Source organism: Rhodococcus sp. 06-1460-1B (assembly GCF_002258475.1).
Classification (GTDB): Bacteria; Actinomycetota; Actinomycetes; order Mycobacteriales; family Mycobacteriaceae; genus Rhodococcoides; species Rhodococcoides fascians.
The window spans coordinates 106,995-126,749 of sequence record NZ_NOYS01000019.1 but is presented as its reverse complement, the minus strand read 5'-3'; the positions used below and the strand labels follow the sequence as shown (position 1 = coordinate 126,749).

Annotated in this window: 21 protein-coding genes; 15 read left to right on the top strand and 6 right to left on the bottom strand. The window is 64.2% G+C overall.

Annotated elements, in window-relative coordinates:
- The first annotated feature begins 14 nt into the window (after positions 1 to 14).
- Entirely contained in the window at positions 15 to 815 is an 801-nt protein-coding gene (locus tag CH268_RS08725) for an alpha/beta fold hydrolase (protein ID WP_032372033.1), read from the top strand.
- Positions 812 to 1,489, top strand: a complete 678-nt coding sequence (locus tag CH268_RS08720; RefSeq protein WP_051365015.1) for a TetR/AcrR family transcriptional regulator — start codon at positions 812 to 814, stop codon at positions 1,487 to 1,489. Before CH268_RS08725 ends, CH268_RS08720 begins: the two co-directional genes overlap by 4 nt.
- A gap of 15 nt (positions 1,490 to 1,504) precedes the next feature.
- Here the strand turns inward: CH268_RS08720 and CH268_RS08715 are convergent, their stop codons facing one another.
- The gene (locus CH268_RS08715) at positions 1,505 to 2,593 is read right to left on the bottom strand and encodes a ferredoxin--NADP reductase (protein ID WP_094663808.1); all 1,089 of its coding nucleotides are present in this window, start codon (positions 2,591 to 2,593) and stop codon (positions 1,505 to 1,507) included.
- Between the two features lie 112 nt (positions 2,594 to 2,705).
- On the opposite strand from CH268_RS08715, the gene CH268_RS08710 reads away from it, so the two are divergent.
- From CH268_RS08710 to CH268_RS08680, 7 genes are all read left to right on the top strand, one after another.
- The gene (locus CH268_RS08710; RefSeq protein WP_369597501.1) at positions 2,706 to 3,713 is read left to right on the top strand and encodes an alpha/beta hydrolase; all 1,008 of its coding nucleotides are present in this window, start codon (positions 2,706 to 2,708) and stop codon (positions 3,711 to 3,713) included.
- Positions 3,710 to 4,588: an SDR family NAD(P)-dependent oxidoreductase gene (locus CH268_RS08705; protein WP_032371856.1), complete on the top strand. Its 879-nt coding sequence runs from the start codon at positions 3,710 to 3,712 to the stop codon at positions 4,586 to 4,588. Before CH268_RS08710 ends, CH268_RS08705 begins: the two co-directional genes overlap by 4 nt.
- A gap of 1 nt (position 4,589) precedes the next feature.
- A complete protein-coding gene (locus CH268_RS08700) occupies positions 4,590 to 5,510 on the top strand; it encodes a hypothetical protein (RefSeq protein WP_032371857.1) in 921 nt (306 codons plus the stop codon).
- Positions 5,507 to 7,030, top strand: coding sequence for a flavin-containing monooxygenase (locus CH268_RS08695; protein ID WP_094663366.1), 1,524 nt, complete (start codon positions 5,507 to 5,509; stop codon positions 7,028 to 7,030). Before CH268_RS08700 ends, CH268_RS08695 begins: the two co-directional genes overlap by 4 nt.
- Before the next feature lie 113 nt (positions 7,031 to 7,143).
- Positions 7,144 to 7,875 carry a MerR family transcriptional regulator gene (locus tag CH268_RS08690; RefSeq protein WP_027495610.1) on the top strand — a complete coding sequence of 244 codons (732 nt, stop codon included), beginning with the start codon at positions 7,144 to 7,146 and terminating at the stop codon, positions 7,873 to 7,875.
- A gap of 79 nt (positions 7,876 to 7,954) precedes the next feature.
- On the top strand, positions 7,955 to 8,161 hold the full coding sequence (locus tag CH268_RS08685; RefSeq protein ID WP_027495611.1) for a hypothetical protein: 207 nt from the start codon (positions 7,955 to 7,957) through the stop codon (positions 8,159 to 8,161).
- Positions 8,162 to 8,211: 50 nt separating this feature from the next.
- Positions 8,212 to 8,787, top strand: coding sequence for a YdcF family protein (locus CH268_RS08680; protein WP_094663364.1), 576 nt, complete (start codon positions 8,212 to 8,214; stop codon positions 8,785 to 8,787).
- Between the two features lie 10 nt (positions 8,788 to 8,797).
- Here CH268_RS08680 and CH268_RS08675 read toward each other — a convergent pair whose 3' ends face one another.
- A complete protein-coding gene (locus CH268_RS08675; protein WP_032366900.1) occupies positions 8,798 to 9,163 on the bottom strand; it encodes a CrcB family protein in 366 nt (121 codons plus the stop codon).
- Complete coding sequence (locus CH268_RS08670) at positions 9,160 to 9,579, bottom strand: FluC/FEX family fluoride channel (RefSeq protein ID WP_255182325.1); 420 nt, start codon at positions 9,577 to 9,579, stop codon at positions 9,160 to 9,162. The genes CH268_RS08675 and CH268_RS08670 overlap by 4 nt, the downstream gene beginning before the upstream one ends.
- A gap of 255 nt (positions 9,580 to 9,834) precedes the next feature.
- Here CH268_RS08670 and CH268_RS08665 point away from each other — a divergent pair, with 255 nt between their 5' ends.
- Genes CH268_RS08665 through CH268_RS08655 form a run of 3 tightly spaced genes read left to right on the top strand, consistent with a single transcriptional unit; the run spans position 9,835 to position 12,474 of the window.
- The gene (locus tag CH268_RS08665) at positions 9,835 to 10,170 is read left to right on the top strand and encodes an STAS domain-containing protein (RefSeq protein ID WP_027495615.1); all 336 of its coding nucleotides are present in this window, start codon (positions 9,835 to 9,837) and stop codon (positions 10,168 to 10,170) included.
- A 21-nt stretch (positions 10,171 to 10,191) separates the two neighbouring features.
- Positions 10,192 to 10,656 carry an ATP-binding protein gene (locus tag CH268_RS08660; protein WP_027495616.1) on the top strand — a complete coding sequence of 155 codons (465 nt, stop codon included), beginning with the start codon at positions 10,192 to 10,194 and terminating at the stop codon, positions 10,654 to 10,656.
- A gap of 21 nt (positions 10,657 to 10,677) precedes the next feature.
- The gene (locus CH268_RS08655) at positions 10,678 to 12,474 is read left to right on the top strand and encodes an ABC transporter ATP-binding protein (RefSeq protein ID WP_094663362.1); all 1,797 of its coding nucleotides are present in this window, start codon (positions 10,678 to 10,680) and stop codon (positions 12,472 to 12,474) included.
- A 3-nt stretch (positions 12,475 to 12,477) separates the two neighbouring features.
- Here CH268_RS08655 and CH268_RS08650 read toward each other — a convergent pair whose 3' ends face one another.
- Positions 12,478 to 12,864 (bottom strand): hypothetical protein, encoded by a 387-nt coding sequence (locus CH268_RS08650; protein ID WP_032381438.1) that lies wholly within the window; start codon positions 12,862 to 12,864, stop codon positions 12,478 to 12,480.
- Between the two features lie 90 nt (positions 12,865 to 12,954).
- Positions 12,955 to 13,464, bottom strand: a complete 510-nt coding sequence (locus CH268_RS08645; RefSeq protein ID WP_027495619.1) for an arsenate reductase/protein-tyrosine-phosphatase family protein — start codon at positions 13,462 to 13,464, stop codon at positions 12,955 to 12,957.
- A gap of 164 nt (positions 13,465 to 13,628) precedes the next feature.
- Between CH268_RS08645 and CH268_RS08640 the strand changes: the two genes are divergently transcribed.
- Positions 13,629 to 15,011 carry an Hsp70 family protein gene (locus CH268_RS08640; RefSeq protein WP_094663360.1) on the top strand — a complete coding sequence of 461 codons (1,383 nt, stop codon included), beginning with the start codon at positions 13,629 to 13,631 and terminating at the stop codon, positions 15,009 to 15,011.
- Between the two features lie 10 nt (positions 15,012 to 15,021).
- Here the strand turns inward: CH268_RS08640 and CH268_RS08635 are convergent, their stop codons facing one another.
- Entirely contained in the window at positions 15,022 to 15,960 is a 939-nt protein-coding gene (locus CH268_RS08635) for an endonuclease/exonuclease/phosphatase family protein (protein ID WP_094663802.1), read from the bottom strand.
- Positions 15,961 to 16,318: 358 nt separating this feature from the next.
- Here CH268_RS08635 and CH268_RS08630 point away from each other — a divergent pair, with 358 nt between their 5' ends.
- Together CH268_RS08630 and CH268_RS08625 are read left to right on the top strand one after the other, a co-directional pair.
- Positions 16,319 to 17,323 (top strand): DUF1839 family protein, encoded by a 1,005-nt coding sequence (locus tag CH268_RS08630; RefSeq protein WP_094663358.1) that lies wholly within the window; start codon positions 16,319 to 16,321, stop codon positions 17,321 to 17,323.
- Positions 17,320 to 19,737 (top strand): glycosyl hydrolase 2 galactose-binding domain-containing protein, encoded by a 2,418-nt coding sequence (locus CH268_RS08625; RefSeq protein ID WP_094663356.1) that lies wholly within the window; start codon positions 17,320 to 17,322, stop codon positions 19,735 to 19,737. The genes CH268_RS08630 and CH268_RS08625 overlap by 4 nt, the downstream gene beginning before the upstream one ends.
- Positions 19,738 to 19,755: the final 18 nt, after the last annotated feature.

The window sequence follows — 19,755 nt, the reverse complement described above, 5'->3', positions numbered from 1 at the left end:
CCGACATCGACGGTCTGACCCTTGCGCACACGATCCGGGGTGAGGGCCCTACATTGGTGCTCATTCACGGCATCGTGCACCGACAACATGCGTGGGACAGTGTCGTCGAGATATTGGCGCGGCACCGACGAGTGGTGACGGTGGACCTGCCCGGTCACGGCGCCTCACCGGACTTGCCCACCGAGGAATTCGATCTGGGGCCGTGGATCGTTGCCGAGCTGGAGCGATTCCTCGAGCACGTGGCGGTGGACGGCGAGAAGCCGCACGTGGCCGGAAATTCGCTGGGCGGTTACTTTGCGCTCGAACTGGCTGCCCGCGGGTCGGTCGCCTCGGCGACCGCCCTGTCACCGGCCGGATTCTTTCGCGGACACTGGGATCAGACCCGGGCGCTCCTCGTGTTCCGACTGTTGCGAGCGTTGTCTCGAGTGATCAGCCCGATCGCACCTACCGTCATGCGTTCGGTCGTCGGCCGCACGATCGCCAACGGCGTGTTCTACGCCAAGCCGTGGCGAGTTCCCGCAGCGACGGCCACGATCGACGCACTCAGCATCACCACCAACCGTGCGATCGACGCAGCCGGAAATGCAGTGCCGCGCTTTAGCATTCCGGTCGACGAGACCGTTCCCGTCACCGTCGCGTGGGGCCGTCGTGACTTGGTTCTGCCGGTCTATCAGGCACCGCTCGTGCGTCGAACCTTTCCGCAGGCCGAAGTGACGACGTACCCGGGTCTCGGGCACGTTCCGATGTCGGACGATCCGGAGCTGGTGGCGTCGATTCTGCTGAGGGGATCACGAGCGGTACCGCAGTCGGCATGAGCGCGGTGGTCAAGGTGGACGGGCGAAGCGACCGGTGGCGCGACCACAGAATCACCCGGCGACGTGAACTGCTCGATCGAACACTGGCAGCGATTCGTGAGCATGGACACGACGTGGGTATGGATGCCATCGCCGCAGCGAACGGTGTCTCGAAAACCGTTCTGTACAAACACTTCGCGGACAAAAAGGGTCTCGCCGACGCTGCGATGGCTCGATACGTCGAGACTGCACTGGTGCCGCGGATCCAGGACGCGATGTCCGAGGACCTCGATGAGTATCACCTCACTCGCGCAGTGATTTCCGCCTACGTCACGACGGTTGCCACAGATCCCGAAATCTACATCTACGTCCATTCCAACAATGCAGTCAGCGGCAACCAGGACATCATCACCGTGTCCGAGGGACTGATCGCGGAGTTACTGTCCTCCGTCATCGCCGACCGATTCCGAGAGCGGGAGTTCTCCACGGGCGGTTCGATGCCCATCGCCTTTGCCATGATCGGCGCGGTGCGGTTGGCGTCGCACTGGTGGATGTTCGACCGGACCATGACGGTCGACGAGCTCATCGACTACCTCACCATGATGGTCTGGGGCGGTATCGCGGGCATAGCGCGCGCTGCGGGATCGGCCGCTATCTTCACCTCGGAGCCGCACACGTTGACGCTCGATAGCTGAGCGCCCTCCTCGACATCAGCGGTCGAACACCGCACGAACGCTTGTGGAATCGGGCACGGACTGGCAGGCCAATCGGACACCGTGCTGCAGTTCGTGTTCGTCGAGCGTCTCGTTGGCGAGCATGTTCACCGTGCCCTCGGTGAGGGTGTACGCACAACCGCCGCAGGTTCCTTCGCGGCATACGTACGGCGGGTCGAGACCCAACTCGAGGAGTCGGTCGAGAAGCTTGGTGTCCGCATTCCAAGCGAACTCGTTCTCCATTCCGTCGATCTCGACCTGAGCGGTGACGGAGTTCGCGCCCGGTTCGTCGGAAATCGTCGCGTCGCCGGGCCGAAACGGATTCGAGTCGAAGGAGGAGAACACCTCGCGATGGGTTCTGTGCGCCACCGTGCCGGTCCGGGCAAGCCACTCCTCGGCGACGTTCATGTACTGCGCTGGGCCGCAGAGGAAGACCTCGCAATCGGCCGGAATGTTCGCACCCAGCGAAGCCAGTCCCGCAGCGGTGGGCAACCCCGATTCCGAGGTGTACCAATGGTGAACGTTCAGTCGTTCGGGAAAGCGAGACCGCAGTTCGGTCAGTCGCTCTGCGAAGATCACCGAGTCGCGATTCTGGTTGGCGTAGACGAGGGTGATCCGATTCTCGTGCTGCAGCAGGGCGGTCTCGAGGATCGACATGATCGGGGTGATGCCGCTGCCGGCGGCCAGCAGGACGAAATGGTCGTCCCAGCTCTTGGGTCCGAACATGCCCGACGGCTTCAGCGCCTTGAGTTGCATCCCACGAACAGCGTTGTCGTGCAACCAGTGTGATGCCAGTCCGTCCCGGATGCGCTTGACGGTCACGGTGGGGAATGGGTTGCGCACCGGAGAGCTGGAGAAGGAGTAACAGCGGGCCACCGAGCCGCCGTCCGTGCAGGGAATCTCGAGGGTGAGGAATTGTCCCGGCTCGTACCGAAACTGCGCTTCCCGATGCTCGGGAACCAGAAAGCCGAGGGAGATCGCATCTTCGGTCTCGCGGGTCACCTCGGCGATCTCCAACTCGAAGACCCTGTCCTCGGGACCGATGGCAGACGCATCCAGTTCCGCCGGTGGATTACTCCTGAACATCGTCACGTGTGCTCGCTCCCTTGCGCTTTCGGTGTTGGACGCCACTGTCGCACACTTCGCCACTAAATAATAGGCCATTGACAAATGGCGAATAGCGGGTGAGGGTGATGACGTGACTCCGACCACCGACGACGACTACCTGCCTCGCGGCGCTTTCAGGGCCGGGTCTCGGCGAACCCGTCTGGCTGCCTTGATGACTCGGCTGATTCTGCGTCCGATGACGAACCTGCTGCCGACCTCACGCGGCGGCATCGAGTTCTCTCGACGCCTCGTCGCCACCTCGATGAACCTGTGCGGTCCGGTCCCGAAAGGAACGGCAGTGGACCTCGTGGCCGAAGGCCCGGTTCGCGGTGAGTGGGTGCGAGCACCCGGCCTGTCGCCGGGGCCACGCGTGATCCTCTACATCCACGGCAGTGCATACGTCATCTGCTCGGCGCGGACGCACCGTGGTCTCACCGCACGATTGTCCAGGGCGACGAGCCTGCCGGTGTTCACGGTCGACTACCGGCTCGCCCCGGAACACCCATTTCCCGCCGCAGCCGACGACCTCGAAGCCGCGTACCGCTGGCTGCTGGGCCAGGGGTACGACGCATCGAACATCGTCATCGCCGGGGACTCTGCCGGCGGACACCTGGCCGCTGACCTGATCATCGAGAACGACCGAACCGGGACGCCGCAGCCGGGAGCATTGGTGTTGTTCTCGCCGTTGATCGATCTCGACTTCGAGCTATCGGCGCGCATGGAACGCACGCGCAAGGACCCGATGATTTCGGCGAAGGCAGCGCGAGGACTCGTGGCGCTGTACACCGACGGCCACGATGCGGATCTCCCGCGTCTCCGGCTCGATCTCGGACGTGTGCGAGAGCTGCCACCGACGCTGATCCAGGTGGGCGGAGCCGAGATGCTCAGGGGCGATGCGCGACACCTGCACTCCATGATCGACGCGGCCGGCGGAGAGAGCGAACTCGAAATCTGGCCCGATCAGATGCACGTGTTCCAAGCTCTCCCGAGGTTGATCCCCGAGGCCGACCGAGCACTAGAGCATGCATCCGAATTCATCGCGTATGCGCTCGATAATCAAGCCCTACAACATGATTCGAAGGAACAGGTATGTCGATGAGAAGCAAGACCGGAAGACCCTCGTACGGGTCGAGAGCGGTAGTGACCGGCGCAGGCAGCGGCATCGGCCGGGCGTTCGCATTGGAACTGGCTCGACGTGGAGGAGCCGTCATGTGCGCCGACATCTCGTTGCCGCGAGCGCAGGAGGCCGTCGCGATGGTGAACGCCCTCGGCGGCACCGGATACGCCGTCGAGTGCGATGTGTCGATCCGCGAGAACGTCGAGGAACTGGCCCTGCGTGCAAGTATCGAGTTCGACGGACCCACCACGGTGCTCATCAACAACGCAGGCGTCGGAATCGGCGGAAAGCCCGTCGGCAACATCGGTTTCGAGGACTGGAACTGGGCCTTGGGAATCAACCTCTGGGGCGTGATCCACGGCTGCGAGGTGTTCACGCCCGGGCTTCGGGCCGCGGGTGAGGGCGGGATCATCAACGTCGCGTCCGCCGCCGGCTTCGCCGCTGCGCCGCTGATGGGTCCGTACAACGTCGGCAAGGCCGCAGTGATGAGCCTGTCGGAAACGATGGCGGCGGAATTCTCGGGTACCGGTGTGCGGGTGTCGGTTCTGTGTCCCACCTTCGTCAAGACCAACGTTGCCGTCGACGGCCGGATTACCGCGAGTTCGTCCCGACTGGCCGAGTTCGCGATGCGCTGGACCGGACGGTCTCCCGACAAGATCGCTGCCAGAACGCTCGATGCATTCGACCGGGGCCGGCTCTACGTCGTGCCCCAGTTCGACGCCAAAGCCGTCTGGCGGTTCAAGAGATTGCTGCCCGCCGTGTACGTGCGCTTTCTCGGCTTGCTCAATCGTGTGCTGCCCGCCGAGCAGCAGCCGGCGAAGAACGAATCCCTCACCTCGACAACCACAGGAGCCTGACATGGCAATGGACTTCGAAGACATGTTGACCAAGATCAAGGACCGTCAGTGGGCATTGGCGGACATCGACTGGGACGGCCCGGGAGCCGAGACCATCAGCCCCGAACTGCACGCCAAACTCAAGCCCTTCATGTCCGATCTGATGTGGATCGAGAACGTGGGCGCTCGCGGCTTCGCGGCGATGGCGCTCAAGGCACCGAACGAGACTCTCGCGGAGATCTATCGCTACTTCCACGCGGAAGAGCAGAAGCACGCCAACGCCGAGCTCGCTCTCATGCGTCGTTGGGGCATGCTCGACGGTGACCGGATGCCCGAGCCGAACGTCAACGTCAAGCTCGTCATCGACTGGCTCGACAAGCATTCCGACGGGCTGTCTCTGACCGTGCTGGGCACCGTCATACCGATGCTCGAGGTGGCCCTGGACGGCGCGCTGGTGAAGTTCATCATGGACGAGATCGACGATCCGGTGTGTCAGGCCGTGTTCAAGAAGATCAACTCCGACGAATCTCGGCATCTGGCGGTCGATTTCGCGGTCATCGAATTGCTCGGGCATTCCCGGATGCGCAAGCTGGTGGTCGAGACCATGGGTGCTTGGATGAACCCGGCCCTCATCGTCGGATTGCTGCGCTACATCCCACTGCTGAACAAGATGCGCGACAACATCGTCGAGATGGGTGTCGACGAGGAGCGGCTCTACACCGCGATGAAGCGATTCCGCAGTGTGGGGGAGCGTAGCCCCGAGGCGCTCCGCGTGCCGATGTATCGATTCGTGCAGTGGCACAGCAGCATTGTCATCAACCGCAAGCATCCATACCACCGCGTTGCGGATGGCCTGGTGAAGCTCACTCGCCGGTACCCGACCAAGACTCTCAATTCCGAGCCCACCTGGGCCAAGGAACTGACCTACGAGCCCGTCGCATGAGCGAGTTCGACGTGCGCGAAGGTGTACTCGACGCCGTGATCGTCGGTGCGGGATTCGCCGGAATCGGTACCGCTATTCGACTGCGCAACAGTGGAATCGAGAACTTCGCCATCCTCGAACGCGGCAGCGCCGTCGGCGGAACCTGGCGCGACAACACATACCCGGGCGCAGCCTGCGACATACCGTCGCGGTTGTATTCGTACAGTTTCGCGCCCAATCCCAACTGGTCGCACACCTACTCCGGTAGCAGTGAAATTCTCGACTACATCCACACGATGGTGGGTGAGTTCGACATAGGATCGCGTATTCGTTTCGGACACAACGTAGTCGACATCATCTGGAACGAGGCGGCCGGGCATTGGCACGTGAGCATCGACGGGTGCGCCGATGTTCGGGCGCGCACGGTGGTGATGGCATCGGGTCCACTTGCCAATGCGAGCCTGCCGAACATTCGCGGCATCGACACCTACGAGGGGCACAAGATTCACAGTGCTCGGTGGGATCACGACTACGACTTCGAGGGTAAGAAGGTCGCGGTCGTGGGAACCGGGGCGAGTGCGGTGCAGATCGTGCCCGAACTGGTGAAGATCGCCGATACGGTCAAGGTGTTCCAACGCACCCCGGGTTGGACGCTGCCCAGAATCAATCGAAAGGTGCAGGCAGGCACCAAGCGTCGATACGCCCGGTATCCGCAGACGCAGACCCTGGCGCGGTCGCTGTGGTTCTGGGGGCACGAATCCGTTGCCCTCGGTGTCGTGTGGAAGACCCCGTTGACGCGCATCGTCGAACTGGTCGGACGCGCGCATCTGCGTCAGCAGGTTCGCGATCCGTGGCTGCGTCGACAGCTGACACCTCGGTTCCGGGCCGGCTGCAAGCGGCTGCTGATGACCAGCGACTACTACCCGGCCCTGCAGAAGCCCAACTGCACGTTGGTGACCTGGCCGATTGCGACGCTCTCGCCCAGAGGTATTCGAACCGTGGAAGGCATCGAGCATCAGTTCGACGCCATCGTCTTCGCTACCGGGTTCGACGTGTCCAACACCGGGACCCCTATTCCGATCACCGGACGCGACAGCCGCGTGCTGGCCGACGAATGGAGCGCGGGAGCCAAGGCGTACAAGAGTATTGCGGTATCGGGCTATCCGAACATGTACTTCACCTTCGGTCCCAACTCCGGCCCTGGACACAGCTCGGCGCTGGTGTACATGGAGGCGCAGATCGACTACATCGTAGAGGCGATCTCTCTGGTACTCGACGGAGATCTGCACAGTGCCGATGTGCGCCAGGACGTCCAGGATGCCTACAACGAGGACATGCAGCGCAAACTGGCGAAGACGACCTGGAATTCCGGTTGCAGCAGTTGGTATCTCACCGAGGACGGCTTCAATGCCACCATGTTCCCGGGTTTCGCCACCCAGTACGTCAACCAACTCAGAGGTGTCGAACAGGGCGACTTCACCATGGTCCCGCGCCGCGTCGACCTGCCGCGGGAACCGGTACGGGCGGTCGCCCACTCCTGAATCGCATCGAGAGCACGCTTGTCGTTTCGATGACGGTCGGATTCGGCTATTCCTTCCGCCGCGTGGTCGACGTATATCCTGAGGGTCGACGCGCGGCGGAGGTAGGGAGCTCGGTGGAGTATCGAATCGACGACTTGGCCCGAGAGGCCAAGACGACCACTCGCAACGTGCGGGCGTACCAGGAACGCGGGCTGCTGCCGCCGCCCACGCTCCGAGGACGAGTAGGTATTTACAACGACGATCACCTGACTCGATTGAAGGTGATCGACTCGCTGCTTCAGCGGGGGTTCACCTCGGCGCACATAGCCGATTTCCTGTCGGGCTGGGAGCAGGGCAAAGACCTGGAAGAAATCCTGGGCCTGCAGGAAATCGTGACTCGCAAGTGGTCGTCGGCCGAGACCACGGTCATTCCCGTCGAACTGATTGCGCAATTTCTCGGTGAGGACAACGACGACATCGTTGCCCGACTGATCGAAGCGAAACTGATCAGAATCGACGGTGACCAGTGCGAGATTCTCGATCCGACTCTCCTCGAGGTGTTCGTCGACCTGAGTCAGTACGGCTTCACATTGGAACGTCTGCTCGACCAGCACGAGCGGACCGCGTCGAAAATGAACGAAATCGCCGAGTCGATGGTCGGGAGCGTGACCGACCATCTGGCCGCGAAACACGGTCCAGGTTGGCTGCCCAAGTCCGGAGAGGTAGCCGAGACCACCGAGATGTTCGAGAAGATGCGCAGCCTTGCCATGAAATCGGCACAGGCAGAACTGGCGCGCGCACTGGACCGGGTACAGGAACGCGCCCTCGACGATTATCTGTCGGAGACTCTGTCGAAGCGCACGTGACGTGGTTTGAAGCCTGCCACAATCGGACATACCTGCCCTTCGACAGCCGAACGGCGGCTGACCGCCTAAGGGGGCACCAATGAGGTTCGTAACGTTGATCGTTCTGGTTTGGCTGATCATCGGCGCATTCGCGTCGTACCAGCGCGGAGACTTCGAGAATGCGCCCGAGAACTGTGCAGGTGCGGGCACAATCGCCCTCACCGTCGTTGCCGGTCCGCTCAACTACTTCGGAATCAACCCCGAGGTCACGGACTGCAACGTCACCGTGCCGCAGCCCAGCGAGTGATATGAGTCGCTGACCGCGCGCTCGCGGAGCGCCTTCCCTAACCTGGTGAGGTGTTCCGCGGACGCTGGTTGCTGTTTCTCGCCCTGGCGTTCCCAGTTGTCCTGGTGTCGTCGGTAGGTGTCGGCGGCTACCTCGCGTTCACCAAAGCTCGGGTGGATCCGCTCGTTGCCGCCGACGCAATCGTGGTGCTCGGCGGCGAACACGACGGACGTGAGGCCTACGGCATTTCGCTCGCCCAACAAGGCCTGGCCACGACAGTGGTGCTGTCCGATCCCTACGGATCCAGCGATCCGACGATGAAGAAGGCCTGCGCGGCGTCCACGTCGCAGTTCGAGGTGTTGTGCATTCCGCCGTCGCCCTCGACCACCCGTGGCGAAGCCATGTTCACCGAAACCCTTGCCCGCGAACGCGGCTGGAACCACGTCATCGTCGTGACGTGGCGATACCACCTCCCGCGGGCTCGCTACATCTTCGATCAGTGCTTCGACGGAACCGTCACGATGCGTCCGACGCCTCGCGCGTACGACTTCTCACTCGTCGAATGGGAGTTCACGTACCTGTACCAAATCGCAGGGTTCGTCAAGGCCGGAGTGCAGGGCTCCTGCCAGGATTCGGAAAGCGACTGACCGGATTCGGTCACAGAATCTTGTGATAGAGCGTCACACCGGACTTCCACGCCAGGAACCCGAACATCACCGCGGCAATTCCACCCACCACGTTCGCGCCGAAGAACAGTGCTGCCGAGCGGTACCGACGATCTCGCGCAAGCCCGATCGTCGCCAGCGTCGTCCCCGCCAGCGGAGCCACCGACGCCAGAAACCCGACCGCCACCACGGAGCGAACAGCATTCGGCGGATCGAGTGCGAACACCAACCCCAGCGCGGCACACGCCACCAGATTCAGTGCCGTCGCCCGTCGCCTCGACCGGAGGGCGAACGAGAACACGAACTGGCACAGAGCCGCGAGTCCGCCGCCGGCCGCCACCAGGATCAACGTCGTCACAGCGTCGGGCTCGTTCGTGCCGGTCTCGTGATCGCAGCCCCGACGGCCATCGCGATCAACGCGAACACCGGCGTCGCCACCAGATAGATCACCGAATTCCACGCCCCGCGATGGGTGACCGCCTGAAACGCATAGAGACCGAACGTCGTCAGACCGCACGCAAGACCGAACAGCCCGGCCCGAGTCACCGGAGCCCGACGACCGGACAGATACCCCAACGCAGCGCCGACGAGCAGACAGCCGAACACATTCACGCCGAACGTGGACAACAACTGCCACCGCGGCGTCGCCCGCCACGTCCACACCTCGTACCGAAGCGCCGCACCGACCGCGCCGCCCACAACGACCGCGACGTACTCCCCGAGCGAGCGACGAGGCAGACCGCGACCGTCCATGGAGTGCAGGCCCTCGATCACCTGGACGAGCCTAATGCGATCGATACCCCTCGGCTGAGTGAGCCGACGGCGGCAAACCAACCCGAAGGCCACCCCCCGGGGACTCAATGTCACGTTCGGTGGACTTTTCGGGGGTCAATGTCACGTTGAGTGGACCTGCGGGGGGTCGATGTCACATTGAGTGGACTTTGGCGGCGGTGGCGGGGCGGGGGAGCGAGGTAAAGTCTTCGTGTGACTGCGGACGAATCGGGGCTCGGACCCCAGCATTTCGATGTGATTGTTGAATGGCGTGATCAGGATGTCGTTCTGTCGGTGTCGGGTGAGTTGGATTTGGTGACGGCTCCTGATCTGTCCGAGTCCGTGGCTCTGGTGCTCGAGAAGTCGCCGTCGGCTGTGGTCATCGATCTCAGTGATGTGGGTTTCCTCGCATCGGCAGGCATGTCGCTGCTGGCGTCGACGCATCAGCAACTGGGCGGTACTGCCGGGTTTGCCGTGGTGGCGGACGGTCCGGCGACGGGGCGTCCATTGACTTTGGTCGGGCTCGACGAGGTGTTCGGCATCTATGCGACGGTCGACGAGGCGCTCGTTGCGATTCATGCGGGTAGATCCTGAAGTTTTGGGTAGACGGGATTCATGATGGCGACTCTCTTCGGAGGTGACGACTCACGTACCGACAGTTCGATCTCGACGGCAGGTGCGCGAATGGAAGAACTGCTGTTCACCGACGAGCCTGCCGATGCGGATCGAGCGTCGGAGCTTCGGCGTGAACTCGGTGACTGGTTGAACGAGTTGGGCGTCGACCCGGATCGCGCGTACGACGTCGTGTTGGCAACGTACGAGGCGATAGCGAACAGTGTCGAACATGCGTATCGCGATCACACCGACCGAGGAACCCTCGATATTCGAGTGTTGTGCGGTGCCCAGGGCCGGATCGATGTGAAGGTGACCGACCGCGGCGATTGGGCGACGCGCAATTCCGATCCCAACCGAGGTCGAGGCGTCCCACTGATGCGGGCGCTGGCCGATACCGCGGCGGTGACGTCGGATCAGAACGGCACCACGGTCCACATGATCTGGGACGCGATCGGTACCAGCTGATCGTTGCTGCACACTGACTACATGGTCGATGTGCAGATCGCGACAGCCGAGAAGAAGAAAATAACGGTACCCAACCTACGGGTGTTGTGGCAGTTCGTGCGGCCTCATCGTCGCACCTTGATTCTGGGCATGATGCTCGGCCTGGTCGGTACCGGAACGGCGTTGGCTACGCCGATGGTTGCCAAGGGTGTGCTCGACGGACTCGGCACCGACGCGTCGCTGATCGTTCCCGTCGTCGTTCTGGTGGCCCTGTTGGTCGTCGGCTCGGCCGTTCTGTATCTGCAATGGATCGTCCTCGGGGTGTTGGCCGAGCGGATTGTGCTCGACGCACGCAAGTCGATCGTGCGGAAGTATTTCGGTGCCACGGTCGGCAGCCTGAACACTCGGCCCACCGGTGAGTTGGTCACCCGTGTCACCTCGGACACCGTGCTGCTGCGTGAGGCGACGTCGAATGCGCTGGTGGCCATAGTCAACAGCGTCGTGGGTCTGGTGGGTGCGTTGATCCTGATGGCGGTTCTGGATCTGGTGTTGCTGGGCGCGATCGCGGTGGCCATCGTGGCGATCGCAGTGTTGTTCGCCCGGCTGATGCCTCCGATCGCCATCGCGCAGAGGCAATCACAGGAAGCGATCGGACGACTCGGCGGCATTCTCGACGGCACCCTGCGGGCCATCCGAACAGTGAAGTCCAGCAGAGCCGAGACTCGCGAATCCGAACGCGTCATCGCGGAGGCGCGGACCTCTGCTCGGCACAGCGTGCACGCCGTCAAGATCTCGGCTTTGGCGTGGACCTTCGCGGGCGGCGGCGTGCAATTGGCCATCATCGGCATTCTCGGCCTCGGTGGCTACCGCGTCAGCACCGGGGATCTGGCGGTATCCAGCCTGATCGCGTTTCTGCTCTACGCATTTCAGGTCATGAGCCCGGTCTCCACCCTCGCCACCAACATCACCGCGCTGCAGGCGGGTATGGCCGCGGCGGCGCGAATACGTCAGATCGACGACCTCGTCGTCGAAGTGGGAGAGGAAGGTACCCCCGCGCCGACCCGTTCCGTTGTCGACGCTGCTCCGGCGCTCGAATTCCGCAGTGTGACAGCACGTTACGGTCCGGGACGAGAGCCGGCCGTGCGAGGAATCGACCTGGACGTCCCCGCGCGTGGTCACACAGCGATCGTCGGTCCCTCCGGTGCAGGCAAGACCAGCGTGTTCTCGCTGATCCTGCGGTTCCTGACGCCCGAAAGCGGCGAGATACGGCTCGGCGGAACGCCGTACAGCGAGCTCACGATCGACGAGGTGCGCTCTCGACTGTCCTACGTGGAGCAGGAGACGCCGGTGATCCCCGGTTCTGTGCGGGAGAACCTGTTGTTCAGTCACCCGGACGCCAGTGAGGGTGACATCTGGGCGGCGCTCGAGTCGGTGCACCTGGATTCGACCATCCGCGCTCTGGACGAGGGATTGGACACCGACCTGATCGGCTCGACGGTGTCCGGTGGGCAGCGGCAACGAATCGCGTTGGCGCGAGCCATCGTTCGACGCCCACAGATCCTGCTGCTCGACGAGGCGACGGCTCAGGTCGACGGACGCACCGAGGCGGCGATCCACGAGGTGATCCGTTCCATCGCCGAGGATGCTGCCGTCGTCACCATCGCGCATCGGTTGTCCACCGTGCTCGACGCCGACACAATCCTGGTGATGGACGATGGGGTGGTGCGCGCACGTGGAACGCATGCGGAGCTCATGGCGTCGGACGAGCTGTATCGAGAACTGGTGGCCGCGTTGAGAATCGGAGACAGCGCGCCCGATCTGACAGCGGGCCGTCCGTGAGATCTACCGGCCCGACTCGGTGGTCGTCGGCTCGTCGGTCGTGGGCTCGTCGGTCGAGTCCTCGTCGGTGGTGGTCGTGGTAGTTCGGTCCGACCGCTTGGTGGTTGTTCGGGGCGTCCGCGTCGTCGTCTGAGGCCGCTCCGGCGTCGTCGTCGGCGGCTTGGCGGTGGTGGGTACCGCGACCTGCCAGGTGGGCGACGGCGGAACCACGACGATCGCGGACGTCGGAGACGCCTGGACCGAACTGAGGGAGTCCGACCTCAGCGCAGGCGGCCTGACGTCCTGGCTCGAATCGTCGAACGCGCCACCGAGGGCACCGATGACCAGACCCACGGTGACGGCGACTCCGGCACTCGCCACTGCTGCCAACGCGATGACCTTGTCGCGCATGAACAGACCCTAACGCCGTGGCCGCACCCGGGTGGTCGGCAATGATGCGAGAACGTTACCGCAGCGTGCGAATTCGTGGTGGGTCGAAGGTTACGGCTGCGCCAGTCGGAGAACATTCGGCAACGATGCTGCGATCAGCTCGCCGGCTTCCTCGTACACGGACGGGTCGCGCCGGTACGGGTCGCCGATATCCAGCGTCTCGACGCTGTGGACGGCCCGCGCGTCGGCGAGGGCAGCAACCGATCGTGCGCCCGACGCCGCGGCCAGGCTCGACGCCTCGAGCAAGGTGAAGGTGCGACGCATGTGCCTCGGCGACAGCGCGAGCACGGCGTCGCGATGCGACGCGGTCATCGTCAGAACGAGTTCGGCGTCGGCGGTGATCGCCGGAGTGAGGCGTCGAGCCACGAAGCCCTCGGGATCGCCGCCGAGTTGCGACAACACCAACGCGGCCGTCGGGTCCATCGCGTGCCCGGTCAGTCCCTGTGTCCCGGCGCTGCCGGCGGTCAGCTCGAATCCACCCTCACGGGCGAAGGCGACCGCAAGGCGCTCGGCAGTCGGAGATCGGCAGATGTTGCCGGTGCAGACGAACAGAACTCGCATGCCGCAACTGTAGTGGTGTGGATGGGTGCCCCAGGGGGCACCTGAACGCACCACTGCGGCGCAGCCGCACCGACGCGCTACAGTGATCAATTGGGGGGATCGAGACTGGTTCGTGACATGAAGTCTCGGCGTGTGTTGACGGGGAAATCGACAAGAGGCAGGTAATGACCGAAGTTCTCGGTGTGTCGGTGGGGGCCAGCGCGGTGCGCATGGCTCGACCCGACCTGCGCCCTCAGGATTCGGGACGCCTCGACTTCCACCACGACACCGTCGACGCCTACTGGGACCGGGCCGAGGAACTGGCCGCCGAGTCCATCGGCGTGGTGCTCTCGCAACCGGGCAACGGCGGCCCAGTGCAGGCAACTGGCGTGGCGTATCGCGACCAGCAGCAGTTCGGTGAGATCCAGCAAGCCATGGCCGGTCAGCGGCTGTACAACTATCGACTCGTTCCCGAAGCTCGGGCTGCGCTGCAGTACCTCGAAGCGTCGGGCGAGCTGGGGCATTTCGGCACCATCGCGTTGTACGACCTGGGCAGTTCGGGTCTGACGATCAGCGTGATCGACCGCGGTACAGGCCAAGTTCTGCTGGCAGAACGCACCATCGACATCAGCGGCGACGACTTCGATCGCCTGATCGCCGACAACCAGTTGGCCAAGCAGGGCGTCGACATTGCCGACAACCAAGAACTGAGCGCGTTCACCGCGCGGTGCCGGGTCGCCAAGGAACAATTGTCGACCAGCGGCGCTGTATGTCTTCCGGGCGACGGCGGTGTCATCCTGATCTCCCGCGAGGCATTCGAGTCACTGGTGACCGTCCCGATCGAGTACTCCGCTCGCCTGGTTCGAGACGTCATCGGGCGTTCTCCCAAACATGTCGACGCGCTGTTCCTGATCGGCGGCGGCGCCCGAATACCGCTGGTCGGAGCCATACTCGATGCTTGGGTCGGGTTACCCGTCGTCACTCCGGCAGACCCCGAATCGGTTGCGGCCCGAGGAGCGGCACTGCTCGCCACACCGGTCGTCGAGGCACCGCACCAGCCGGTTCCCCAGTCCAATCCCCACTCGAATCCGCAGTCGGGCGGGCGGCAGTCCGCGGCCGACCCGGCGTCGCTGACCGGTGCACCCGATTGGTTGACTCCGGAACCCCACTCCGACAAGCCTGCGGATTCGAAGCGCAAGGTGCGCGGTGCCGTGCTGGTCGCGGGTGGTCTCGTCGCGGTCGCCGCCCTCGGCCTGTCCCTCGGATACGGGGGTGGGTCGCCGGCCCCGACCAGTGCACCGGCAGATTCACCGGTGCCGATCACCGCAGGTCCCACGACGACCCGGGTCACCCCGACGCCGACGACGCCACCGCCGACCACAACACCGCCGCCTACGTCCGAGCCCGTTCAGGCTCCGGCTCAGACGTATTCCGAGCCCGAGTACGTGCCGCCCGCGGCACCGGCTCCTGCGCCTGCCCCGGCACCGCTGATTCCCGGTCTGCCGCAGATCCAGCTCCCACAGATTCAGCTGCCGCCGCCTCCGGTCATTCAGCTTCCGCGCTTCTAGCCGGGGACGGTCACGGCAACTGCACCGTTGCGAGCACCGCCAGATGATCGCTCTCCGGGATCGGTAACGGCTGCACCGACCGCGCGCGGACGCTGTCACTGGTCACGACGTGGTCCAACCGTGCCAACGGACGTTCGGACGGGAAGGTGCGGAACAGTCCTGCCCCCGCAGTGTCGGCCGCGTCGGAGAACGGAGCCGATGCCAACCTGCGGAATTGCCGGTGATCGTTGGTGGCATTGAAGTCGCCGGCGACGATGGCAGTGTTGTCGTAGGTATCCATGATGGCCCGCATCCTCGCCAGGTCTGCGTCCCACTGGGTGGTGTGGCGCGGCGTCGCGGGAGACATCGAGTGGAACGAGACGAGGGTCAGCGTCGTGCCGTCGACGACGGTGTTCGCCTGCACCGGAACGAAGCCGAAGTCGTTCAGCCGGGTGCCGTCGGTCAAGGGTGTTCGGCTCCACAATCCGGTGCCGTCGGCCACGGGCAGTGCGGCGGTGAAGGAGAACGGCAGCAGGTCGTCCAGACCGGCACCCCTCAGGTCGATCACTTCCTCGGGCGTGAGTTCCTGGACGGCGAGCACGTCGACGTCGTGATCACGGACCGCGTCGACGATTGCGCCGGCATCGGCGTCCCCGTGCGCCACGTTGACCGTCAACACGGACAGGTCCGGTCCGGAGTTGTCCGGTCCGTCGGCCAGGAACATCGGCACCTGGACGCCCACGACGGCGACGGTGACTACGGCTGCGACCGCCGATCCGATACGTGAGCGGGCGGCGGCGAAGATCAGGAGCACCGCGACGGTGGCGACTCCGAGGTACGGAGTTCCGACCACCAAAGCAACGAAAGTGATCTCGGTCACGCCGACCTGTCGGACGGCAAACATTCCGAGAGCTACGGCGACGAGACACCACCCCACGACCAGCGCTGCGCTGCGAACGAAACGGCGCATCGCGCTCGTGCCTCCTCGTGTCCGCCCGAGATGGGCATGAATGTTGCAGGTGTTGTCTACACTCGGCATGTGCCCAGCTCAGAGCGGATATGCAAGTGTCGACACGAACAAGCTGCGCATCAGCATTACCGCCGCGGAACCAACTGTTCGTTGTGTGATTGCCCGCGTTTTCGGGTTCCTGTCGTTCAGACGCTCAAACGGTGGATCAGTAAGTAGTAAGTGCGTCGAAAACAATCCTACCGCCGGATCGGAAGCGTAGAACAAACCGATTCGCTACGATGAGTGGCCTGGATGCAGGCAATATGGACAAATGCGGCTCGGGGACCGTCCGACATTGTTCCGGTAGGAGAGGCGCGTCATGTCGAACGATGCAGTGCTGGAGAGGCTCGGTACCGGCCTCCGGGTTCTCGAACTCGACCCCATCAGCTACCGACCTCATCCCATCCACAACCACGACCGCATCTGGACCGAGACCAATTGCTACGTCGATCTGTGGATCGAGGTACTGCACTCACTCGGTGCCGATCCCACCCCGGCGCTCGCGTTCGTGCTCAGCGCCGGCTGTGACGGACGGCAGTGGGACTTCGTGAAAATTCTGCCCGAGGATCTGCGCGCGCTCTACGGCATCGGCGTGGCCGAGATGAACGTATGGCGACCCGTTCTCGAGCACGTCGTCGAAGGGCTGCTCGACGGCACCCACGTCACGGTGGAGGTCGACGGCTTCTGGCTTCCCGACACCGCAGGCACCAGCTACCGGAATCAGCACACCAAGACCACCATCGTGCCGAATCTCGTCAACCGAGACGACAAGGTGATGGGCTACTTCCACAACCGGGGTTACTTCGAGCTGACCGGGGCGGACTTCGACGGGGTGTTCAATCTCGCGCCCGAGCCTCACGCCGAGGTGTTGCTGCCGTACGTCGAACAGGTTCGAGTCGACGCGGCAGTGCTCGACGCGGGGGTCGGTGACCGCGACCTCGACGTCGCCCGGGCACATCTGTCCAGAAGGGCACCGGGCAATCCCGTCGATGCCCTCGCTCGGCGCATCGTGGCCGACATCCCGCTCGTCCAGACGTCCGGGCCCGACGCCTTTCATCTGTGGTCGTTCGGATTGCTCCGGCAATTCGGTGCCACCGCGGAGCTTGCCGCCAACTACGTGCAGTACCTCGACAGCCGCGGGATACGTGGAGCCGGCGACGCGGCGCAGCATTTCCTCGACGCAGCGTCCGGCGCGAAGGCCGTGCAGTTCCGGATGGCGCGAGCAGCGCGTGGCCGCGCCGTGGTGCTCGACGAACCGCTGAACGACATGAGCAAGAACTGGGCGGCAGCGATGGATATCGTCGTGGGTGCATTGAGCGCGTGATCGATCTGCTCGACGGCGTGCCGTGGCGGCTGGCCCGAACCGACGCCGGATCCATCCTCGACCCCGCTCATCTGCCTGCCGACCTCGAGTGGCTCGACGCCGTCGTGCCCGGCACGGTGGCGAGCGCGCTCGGTGACACCGATTGTGCTCCGGACGAACACGATTGGTGGTACGCGACCACCGTCCCGACCGGCCAATACCCCGAGGTGCGGCTGACCTTCGACGGAATTGCGACTCGGGCCCAGATCTGGGTGGACGGTGTACATCGGCGAACGGTCACGTCCATGTTCGTGCCCGAGACTGTCGATCTGACCGGTTGCGGGCCGACCGTCACCATTGCAGTTCATATCGAATCCCTTGCCGCACATCTGAAGACCCGACGGCCACGTGGTCGGTGGCGGTCCTCGATGATCGCTGCGCAGGGTCTGCGGCACGAGCGTACGACGATGCTGGGCCGGGCACCGGTGTACGGGCCCGTGCCTGTTCCGGTGGGTCCGTGGCGGCCGGTGTCGATGGTGCCGATGTCGAGCCCCCGTGGCGTCGGTCTGTCGACGACGGTCCGCGGCACCGACGGTATCGTCGCGGTCCACGCCGAGCTGGATTCCCCGTCGTCGACACGAATCCTGATCGGGGACAGCGTGTTCGAGCTCGGAACGGTCGACCGTATCGATACGACTCTGACGCTGCCGGACGTCGAGCTGTGGTGGCCGCACACGCACGGACAGCCCAGGACCTACCGCGTGGCGTTGGATGTGAACGGGGTGGAATACCCGTTGGGCGACATCGGCTTTCGCTCCGTCGTACTCGATCGTTCCGGAGGCGGCGCGCAGTTGGTGGTCAACGGTAGCCCGATCTTCTGTCGCGGTGGTACGTGGACTCCACTCGATCCGGTGCGACTGTGGTCGTCGGAGCAGGACCTGCGTGCAGCGTTGGTGCAGCTGCAGTCGGCGGGCGTGAACATGGTGCGCGTGGTCGGCACGATGGTGTACGAGCAGGCCGAATTCTGGTCTCTGTGCGCGGAACTCGGCATCATGGGGTGGCAGGACGTCATGCTGGGAACCGTCGACCCGCCCACCGACGAGGTGTACACGGCGGCGGTCGCCCGAGAGCTGCACGCGTTCGCGGACATCGTCTGCGCCAATCCGGCACTGATGGTCGTCAGCGGCGGAAGCGAAACGCAGCAGCAACCGACGATGCTGGGTCTCGCGGCCGAGGATCAGCGAATGGACATGCTGGACACCATCGTTCCTGATTTCCTCGCCGATCGTCTGCCGGACGTCGCATACGTGACGTCGTCTCCGTCCAGTTCGACCGGCGAATTGCACACCCACGTGGGCGACGGTATCGCCCATTACTTCGGGGTGGGCGGCTACCTGCGGCCACTGTCCGATATTCGTACCGCGGGTGTGCGATTCGCTGCGGAATGCCTGGCCTTCTCCGTTCCTCCCGAACGTGCGCAGGTCGACAGGTTCTTCGGGTCTGCTGCGGTGGCAGGGCACCACCCCGAGTGGAAATCCGCGGTCCCCCGCGATCGCGGTTCGTCGTGGGATTTCGAGGACGTCCGCGATCACTACGTACGCACTGTCTTCGGTGTCGACCCGCACCTGATTCGGCGTGACGACGCCGAGCTCTACCTGGACTACGGCAGGGCGGTGATCGTCGAGGCTTTCGAGGAAGCGTTCGGTCGGTGGCGGCGGGCGTCTTCCGGATGTGCGGGAGCGCTCGTGTTGACGTTACGAGACACCGTGCCCGGTGCCGGGTGGGGCATCACCGACGCCACCGGTGCACCGAAGGCACCGTTCTACGCGCTCGCGAGGGCCGGCGCACCGACCGCAGTGCTGTTGTGCGACAACGGTCTCGACGGCTATTCGGTGGAGCTCGTCAACGACGGCCCGGCCAGATCGGGCACACTGCGCGTGGCACTGCACACCGCGCGCGGCGTGCAACAGTTCGAGCGGGCGGTATCGGTCGACTCGAACGGCTCGACCGAACTGACGGTGGACTCCATCGTGAGGTCGTTCACCGATGCAAACCACGCCTACCGTTTCGGGAGTCGGACGTACTCGGCGATCACAGTGGTGTTCGCGGGCGACGACGGAGTCGAGATAGCCCGGAACACCGTGCTCGTCGGCGCGCAGAGTCGGCAGAACACCGTGGGGCTGAGCGCGAGTGTCGTCGATACCGGAGCCGGGACGTGGGAGCTCACAGTGTCCTCGGAGTGGGCCGCGCAGTACGTCTGCGTCGATGTCGACGGCTTCGACGCGTCCGATTCGTGGTTCCATCTCGCGCCGAACGAACCGCGCACCATCACACTCGTCAACCGAGGCACCGGGAAGCCCAGGGGACACGTTCGTGCCCTGAATTCCGTCGAACGGGCGTCGGTGGCACCGAGGGTCGTGAGTGGAAGTTCGTAGTGGGCTACGAAGTTTCGT